This window comes from Pseudoalteromonas sp. TB41 (assembly GCF_000497975.1).
GTDB classification, from domain to species: Bacteria; Pseudomonadota; Gammaproteobacteria; order Enterobacterales; family Alteromonadaceae; genus Pseudoalteromonas; species Pseudoalteromonas tetraodonis.
Genome location: NZ_AUTH01000056.1, coordinates 1 through 5,676 on the forward strand (window position 1 = coordinate 1; position 5,676 = coordinate 5,676).

Annotated in this window: 5 protein-coding genes; 2 read left to right on the plus strand and 3 right to left on the minus strand. The window is 39.0% G+C overall.

Annotated features, from left to right (window positions below):
- Positions 1 to 38: 38 nt before the first annotated feature.
- From L641_RS0107930 to L641_RS0107945, 3 genes are all read right to left on the minus strand, one after another.
- A protein-coding gene (locus L641_RS0107930) for an IS3 family transposase (protein ID WP_139016074.1) occupies positions 39 to 1,585 on the minus strand; the annotation gives its coding sequence in 2 pieces (ribosomal slippage) (positions 39 to 1,105 and positions 1,105 to 1,585; 1,548 coding nt in all).
- A 20-nt stretch (positions 1,586 to 1,605) separates the two neighbouring features.
- Positions 1,606 to 2,427, minus strand: coding sequence for an RNA-directed DNA polymerase (locus L641_RS0107940; RefSeq protein WP_024601615.1), 822 nt, complete (start codon positions 2,425 to 2,427; stop codon positions 1,606 to 1,608).
- Positions 2,417 to 3,025 carry a hypothetical protein gene (locus L641_RS0107945; RefSeq protein ID WP_139016075.1) on the minus strand — a complete coding sequence of 203 codons (609 nt, stop codon included), beginning with the start codon at positions 3,023 to 3,025 and terminating at the stop codon, positions 2,417 to 2,419. Before L641_RS0107945 ends, L641_RS0107940 begins: the two co-directional genes overlap by 11 nt.
- A 256-nt stretch (positions 3,026 to 3,281) precedes the next feature.
- Between L641_RS0107945 and istA the strand changes: the two genes are divergently transcribed.
- Both istA and istB read left to right on the plus strand, forming a co-directional pair.
- Complete coding sequence (istA, locus tag L641_RS0107950) at positions 3,282 to 4,826, plus strand: IS21 family transposase (RefSeq protein WP_024600838.1); 1,545 nt, start codon at positions 3,282 to 3,284, stop codon at positions 4,824 to 4,826.
- Positions 4,827 to 4,840: 14 nt separating this feature from the next.
- The gene (istB, locus tag L641_RS0107955; RefSeq protein ID WP_008108839.1) at positions 4,841 to 5,596 is read left to right on the plus strand and encodes an IS21-like element helper ATPase IstB; all 756 of its coding nucleotides are present in this window, start codon (positions 4,841 to 4,843) and stop codon (positions 5,594 to 5,596) included.
- Positions 5,597 to 5,676 lie beyond the last annotated feature (80 nt).

Here is a 5,676-nt window from a genome sequence, read left to right on the forward strand (position 1 = left end):
CGGAGTTTTTCAAGTTAGTTGTCGCATCAAATTAAATTTTATGCCGCCCGCATTGCTTCTTTTTTCTCTGGATTTAAATTTACTTCATTGGTCATTGTCCAATCTCTAGATTTTCCTGACCAACGAATTGGATTCTGCAATTTCGCTATTTCATTTACTCGGTGACGGTTCGCTAGTATCGCTTTATCTAATCCTAAATGACGCTGGTTTGGCGTGACAAATTTAATACCGCTGTGCAAGTGCTCATCGTTGTACCAATCAACAAATCCGTTAACCCACTTCCTTGCACTACCGATGCTTTCAAAGGCTTTTTCAGGGTATTCTGGGCGATACTTTAACGTCTTAAATAGCGATTCAGAATAAGGATTATCATTACTCACTGACGGTCGGCTAAATGAAGGCACAATACCTAACTCCTGCAATGTTGCCAATAACGTTGCCCCTTTCATTGGACTGCCATTATCCGAGTGCAACGTGACTTGATCTGGCTTTACCTGCTCTCGCCTGCAAATATCTACCATTAAATCAGCCGCCAGTGTGCTTAGCTGTGTGTCATGAACCTGCCAACCAACTATTTTTCGACTATAAATATCCATCACTAAATATAAGTATAAAAACTGACCTTTAACCGCTGTTGGCAAATATGTGATATCCCATGTATAAATTTCGTTTACACGTGTTGCCTTGAGCGCTTTTGGTTTTTTTATCTTTTTATTTGGTTTAACTTTTTCTCTGTGTGTTAATAATTTATGTGATTTCATAACACGATAAAACGAGCTTTCTGATGCTATCCACACACCTTTATCTAATAGTTTAGGGACTATCTTGCTGGGTGGTAAATGTCCGTATTCTATTGAATTTACTGTCTTAATAATACGCTGTTGCTCTAATTCAGTTAGCCTGTTAGGTGGTCGCTTTATCGTACTCGTTCGCTTATCTGTCATATCATCAGCTTCAATCCAGCGTTGAATTGTTCTTGCCGTTAGACCAAGTAACTCACATGCTTTTGCTTGCCTTGCCCCTGATTTCTGCGCGTCGGTAATGAGCTTTATCAGTTCATGACGTTCAGTTGAGCTGGTTAATCGTCCTCGTTGAAACCCCAAAGCGCATCCGCTTTTTTTTTGAGTACAAGTAGAGCGGCAGTTTCAGCTAAGGCCTTATCTTTGCGATTCAGTTCTTTTTGCAGTTGCTTTATTTCTTGCTTAAGCTGTTTACTGTCTGACTTTACTGTTTTATTTGAAGGTGGTGTTACTAAATCTTGCTTCCACTGTTTAATATGATGCGGGTAAAGCCCCTTAGCACGGCAATATTCATTAAGAGCTGCTTCATCTAAACTCGCACATTCAATAATGGCATTAAGCCTTTCTTCTAAGCTCCAGTCATGAGGGCGTTTTTCTGTTGTCATGTGACTACCATTATTTTTAGTTTCAAGTTCATGTTTTTTAGCAAGCGTAATCCATCGTTGCAAGGTTGAATAACCGATGCCTAAATCAAACGCAATATCTTCTAGGCGAACATCATCACATTGAGATAATGCTTTTTCAACAGCTTGAACTTTAAATTCTTGTGTAAATCGACGTCTCATTTTATTGCCTCTATTAAAAGTTAGAGGCGACAACTATCCTGACACAGGGGGATATCCAACTTCTCTAAGGCCTTGTAAATTTCCGAGTCTATTCCTTGAAATATAACCTCACTAAAAATTCTTGAAAATTCGGGGCCAGTTATAATACCGTTTGTTTCATTATAATTAGTCTTGGACATTAAACTATCAAACTCATTTTCGAAAGTTTTTAGGTTTTTATTTGTATTATTTTTGGCGAATCGTTTATTTTTAACAGACCAGCATATTGAATGTGTATAGATAGAGTCGAAACATGTTTGTACATCAAGTTTTAAAAGGTATTTAAATTTCTCCTCTAAGTATAAAAACTCTTTGGAGCTTGTAAAAAAATTTATATGTTGAAACTTTTTATATGAATAGTATGAATTTTGATACTGGTTTTCTTCTAAATCAAGCTCTACAGAATTTGATTTCAAATGCTCTTCTGTATAAATGTACTCGCTTGTATAATACCTTGATGCTTTTTTTGATGGATGTCTTATAGAAAACTCACTAATTGAACATGAGTTTAGTATTCTTGATGAAAAAGCCTCATAAAAAGAAGCTATATCTATTTGTAAAGACGGGTGAATTAAAGATAGTACCCTATATGAATTAACATCTTTGTCTATTTTAAAACTAAAAGGAATCGAATAGTCCGACTGCTTTTGTTCAATGAGTCCAACTAGAAAACTAGGTATATTTTCTTTTTCTTTGTAATTTTTATAGAAACCAGTATTGGAGAAAAGCAAAGGTGTTTCAAAAGGTGTTACTTCTGTTGCTAGCACTCTCAAAGTATCATCTTGATTTATTTTATTGAGCATTAGTCCAACACCTTTTTATTAATTTAATATCCTCAAATGAATATATCGGTTTACTTAAAAAAGCACTTTTAAATGAAAGGTTTTTGACAAAATTCAGCTTCTTCTTTTCAATTTTTTCGACTTTAATTAGCTGTCTTATTCTAGATTTTTTTGAATATAAAATACTTCTATAGAACCTATCAATTTCTTTCAGAGATAAGGAGTTAGTAATATCTATATACTTATAACTGTGGTACAGACCCAAATTAAAACTTCTTCCATTTTTGAATTCAACTCTTCGATTACCGGTGATGAATTTTAACCTTTTTAGAAGCAACTCTTCATTTCGATCTTCACCAAAGGATAAAAGCGACTTAACAAGCCTACCTTTTATTTTTTTTACTTTATTCTCTGATATATCTATTTTACTTAATTTAGATTTGTTCGCTTCGAAACTATAGCCTAAATAATTAAATGTTTTTAAAGTGTCGTCATTTAATGAAATCTCTTGGAATTTTTCATTTTTACTATGGAAAACCAGCCCTGAAGGTAACAATTTAGTTAGCTTTTCTTGGATATTAATAATTTCATCGAAACTAAAAATTATTATGTCATCCACAAATCTTGCATAAAAATACACACCTTCTATTTTTTTAACATTTTTATTGCATATTCCGGAGCATCGTGAACAGTGATTCCGGCCCATCGTGAACACCCGTTCTGGTTTTAGCGTGAACGCTCATTCCGGTTTTATCGTGAACACTTTTGACTGATTTTCCGGAATCGGTGTTCACACCAAACCAGTACAATTTCAACGCATTGATTATTAATTACTTTGTTAAGCTATTTCCTTTTTGTATTACTGAGGAAGGGATATGGCGACTAAGAGGATCACAATGCGTAAAATTCGAGAAGTGTTGAGGCTACATTTTGCTGCCCAACTCAGTGTCAGAAAAATAAGTGCCAGCACTAAGATCAGTGTCGGTGGTATTCAAAAACTACTCACTAAAGCCAGAGCTTTATCGTTAAGTTGGCCACTGCCCGACGAGCTTGATGATTCTGTGCTTGCTAGTCAGTTCTATCCTCGCGCCGACACTCGGCCATCCCAGCGATTTGAAGTGCCAGATTGGCCAGCCATTCGAAAAGAATTAACGGGCAAAGGCGTCACCAAGAACTTACTCTGGGAAGAATATACTCAGCAATATCCGAATCGTTGTTACAGCTATTCTCAGTTCTGCGATCGCTATATGACCTGGCTTAAAAAGCAAAAACGTTCGATGCGACAAGTGCATAAAGCAGGAGAAAAACTCTTTGTCGATTATGCGGGTCAAACGATGCCCATTGTTTGTAATGCGACGGGTGAAGTGAAGTTCGCCCAGATATTCGTGGCGGTGATGGGCGCATCAAATTATACATTTTGTGAAGCAACCTGGAGCCAAAGTCTACCCGACTGGATCGGCAGTCACGTGCGAGCATTTGAATTTATCGGCGGTATACCTGACATGGTTATCCCCGATAATTTACGCAGTGGTGTCAGTAAAGCGTGTCGCTACGACCCTGATGTTAACCCGAGTTATCAGCAATTGGCCGCGCATTATGGCACCGTGATTGTGCCTGCTCGTCCCAGAAAACCACAAGATAAAGCCAAGGCCGAAGTGGGCGTGCAAATCATTGAACGCTGGATACTCGCCAAGTTACGACACCAAACCTTTTTCTCATTAGCTGAGCTAAACCATTGCATCAAAGCCTTACTGCTTGAGGTCAATAATAAGCCCTTTAAGCAACTGAGTGGGACACGACAATCATGGTTCGAGTCAATCGACAAACCCGCCCTCGCGCCCATGCCCAAACTAGCTTATCAATTCACGGATATTAAACACGTCAAAGTGAATATTGATTATCACGTTCAGTATGATAACCATCTTTACTCGGTACCCCATCACTTGGTGGGTGAAAAGCTTGAACTTCATGCCAAAGACAACTTGATTGAGGCTTATTTCAAGCATAAACGCATCACCAGTCACCCGAGAAAATATCATCCGGGCATGACCACCACATCCGAGCACATGCCTGTAAAGCATGAGAAGCATCATAAATGGTCACCAGGGCGTTTAATGAATTGGGCGAAAGATATTGGAGATGACGTTTTGCTCTGGGTGAAAGCACAATTGGCACAGAAACAACATGAAGAACAAGCGTATCGTGTGTGCTTAGGCTTACTCAACCTATCAAGAAGCTATCCCGCCGATCGGCTCAATAACGCCTGTGCGATAGCCAATCAATACAGTTTATATCGGTTAAAACATATCAAAGACATACTCAGTAGCAACCAAGATAAATTGCCGCGAACGCAAGAAGAGCCGTCGACGTTATTGCCACAATCCCATGAAAATATCCGTGGTCCTAAAAGCTTCCATTAAGGTAAGGAAATTCTATGTTAGAACAAACGATAACTCAGCTTCGTCAACTCAAACTCAGTGGTATGGCCAACGCCTTAGTGAGCCAAATGGAACAACCAAGTACTTATGAAGGGTTGTCCTTCGATGAGCGACTACAACTGCTAGCAGACAGTGAAGCCCAAGACCGAGAGAGCCGAAAACAACAACGCTTACTTAAAGCGGCAAAACTTAAATTAGCCGCTAACGCCAGAGACATAGATTATCATCACCCGCGAGGTCTCAATCAATCGATGATGGCATCGCTACTGCAATGTGATTGGCTGAATAAATCACAAAACTTACTGATCACAGGCCCTTGCGGTAGCGGTAAAACCTATATCACTTGTGCGCTTGCGCATACAGGATGCATGAAAGGCTACAGCGTTAAATATTACCGACTCTCAAGGTTGATGCTTGCGCTGACACAAGCCAAAGCAGATGGCACTTACAGTCGAATGTTACAGTCACTCGCTAAGATCGACTTACTCGTTTTAGATGATTGGGGGCTTGAGCCACTTAAAGCGGCACAACGAAATGACTTAATGGAGATCATGGATGATAGGCACGGCAGTTCATCAACCGCCATCATCAGTCAATTACCCACCGAAGAATGGCATCAATCCATCGGCGATAATACCTTAGCCGATGCCATTTTAGATCGACTAATGCACAATGCTCATCGGATAAAATTAAAGGGGGAGTCTATGAGAAAAATTCAATCTAAAATTGACCATCGTGAACACTTAGGTTAAAAATGTCATGAACCCAATGCGTGGAATTTAAGTGTTCACGATAAAACCGGAATCGGTGTTCACCATCACCGGAATACGCA

Excerpts from the sequence above, each read along its gene's own strand:
- istA (WP_024600838.1), top strand. The coding sequence starts at position 3,282 with ATGGCGACTAAGAGGATCACAATGCGTAAAATTCGAGAAGTGTTGAGG.
- L641_RS0107940 (WP_024601615.1), bottom strand. The coding sequence starts at position 2,427 with ATGCTCAATAAAATAAATCAAGATGATACTTTGAGAGTGCTAGCAACA.
- istB (WP_008108839.1), top strand. The coding sequence starts at position 4,841 with ATGTTAGAACAAACGATAACTCAGCTTCGTCAACTCAAACTCAGTGGT.